This window comes from Pontibacter locisalis, from assembly GCF_042684605.1.
Lineage (GTDB): Bacteria > Bacteroidota > Bacteroidia > Cytophagales > Hymenobacteraceae > Pontibacter > Pontibacter locisalis.
The window spans coordinates 1-1436 of record NZ_JBHULU010000024.1 but is presented as its reverse complement, the minus strand read 5'-3'; the positions used below and the strand labels follow the sequence as shown (position 1 = coordinate 1436).

Annotated in this window: 3 protein-coding genes; all 3 read right to left on the bottom strand. The window is 38.3% G+C overall.

The window, feature by feature from the left end; translation table 11 throughout:
• Nucleotides 1-187 (bottom strand): hypothetical protein (locus tag ACFSRY_RS18645; RefSeq protein ID WP_377511626.1); only part of this gene is annotated, 187 nt, incomplete at its 3' end.
• A gap of 172 nt (nucleotides 188-359) precedes the next feature.
• Nucleotides 360-839 carry a hypothetical protein gene (locus ACFSRY_RS18640; RefSeq protein WP_377511623.1) on the bottom strand — a complete coding sequence of 160 codons (480 nt, stop codon included), beginning with the start codon at nucleotides 837-839 and terminating at the stop codon, nucleotides 360-362.
• Between the two features lie 85 nt (nucleotides 840-924).
• On the bottom strand, nucleotides 925-1287 hold the full coding sequence (locus tag ACFSRY_RS18635; protein WP_377511620.1) for a hypothetical protein: 363 nt from the start codon (nucleotides 1285-1287) through the stop codon (nucleotides 925-927).
• Nucleotides 1288-1436 lie beyond the last annotated feature (149 nt).

The window sequence follows — 1436 nt, the reverse complement described above, 5'->3', positions numbered from 1 at the left end:
CGTACTTCCACGGCTGCCCGTTAGGTTGGAGTGTTATCTGCTCTCTGGTTAAAGTATCGCCAGAGGGGCTTACGAAGAAAGCTTGGTAGGAGTAATTGCGATTAGGATTGAAGATGACCAAACTGTCCGCTGCTGGTGTTTGCAAGATACTCAGCAAGCTCAATAGGTAAACAATCGTTAGTTGCATAGCTTAGGGTGAAGGAGTGTGAAAACAAGGTTTGATACTATATGCTTGTGTGATTTTCAAGATAACTGGTTTATCCTTTCATGCTTTATATGTTTGCCAACGTTTGGTACAGGCTGCGAACGAGGCATCAGCCGAGGTTGGAGCCTGTGCCGTGTTGTATGTTGCTATTTTTTTAATGGTGTACAGGCTCTTGATGCATAGTATGAATAATCAATTCAGCTTTTCTGCCTTTTCTTATATCATTCATAAATGTTGAGTCAACCAGAAGCATATCTTTGTTTGCTCTTCTGAAAGCTTCCCTTTCTGCTGAATCTGGTGGCGCTTCATATTGATAGGATATAAAAACCCACTTATCACCGTCAAAATTTATAGTGTCAGTTTTTGTAAAATATTCTTCATTTTCTGCCGCTGCAATAACCTTCACTACATGAGTTCCGTTGCTCAGGCTCACATTCTCAATGTACTGCAAATCAGGAGCAATGTCCGTATAGTTTGCAATTTGGTTGAATATGGTATCTGAATCTACAAGAACAGTTAATTTAACTTCAGTATTATGCATACTGCCGTTAGAAATGTTAAAGTATCCCTCAGATGTTTTCTTGCAACCACACATTATTGCAATAAGAATCAAAACTACAGGTATTCTTTTCATTGATTAGAGTTGCATACAACGTCTTGTATATACCTTGTGCGAGGCTGTCAGCCGAGGCATTAGGTATAAACCTTGTTGGCTGGAGTTATTCTATCTCTTCAAAAGCAAATGCGTTGGCAATGGTGACCAAGTTATCGCCTTCATGTGGCTCACCAGAATTACCATAAGGGTCTAAAAACAAGTAGTAAGTGCCATTTTCTTGTTTTACAAGAACTATGTCAGAGTAATAGTCACTATCCATATCTTCATTTATACCTACTTCTACCACCTGCTTAAACTGCAGTTTAACTCTACATTTATCAAACTTCTTCTTTCCTGCTGACTTTCTTATAATCAACTCAACTATGACAGTTGACTTATTCTTTTCTTGATAATTCAGACTTGCTTCAATGGAAATGATTTGCCCATCACCCAGCACATAATTTGAAAGCAAGTCTTCTAATTCCATTTTCTTTAATTACAATTGCTGCCAACGTTTAGTACATAAGATAGACGAGGCTCAGCCGAAGTATAACTTATGTGCCGTGTTGGGGAGAGCTTTTCTTATTTTAGTTTATTCACATGAACTTCTAAAAACCCAATGCCAGTATCTTCTAT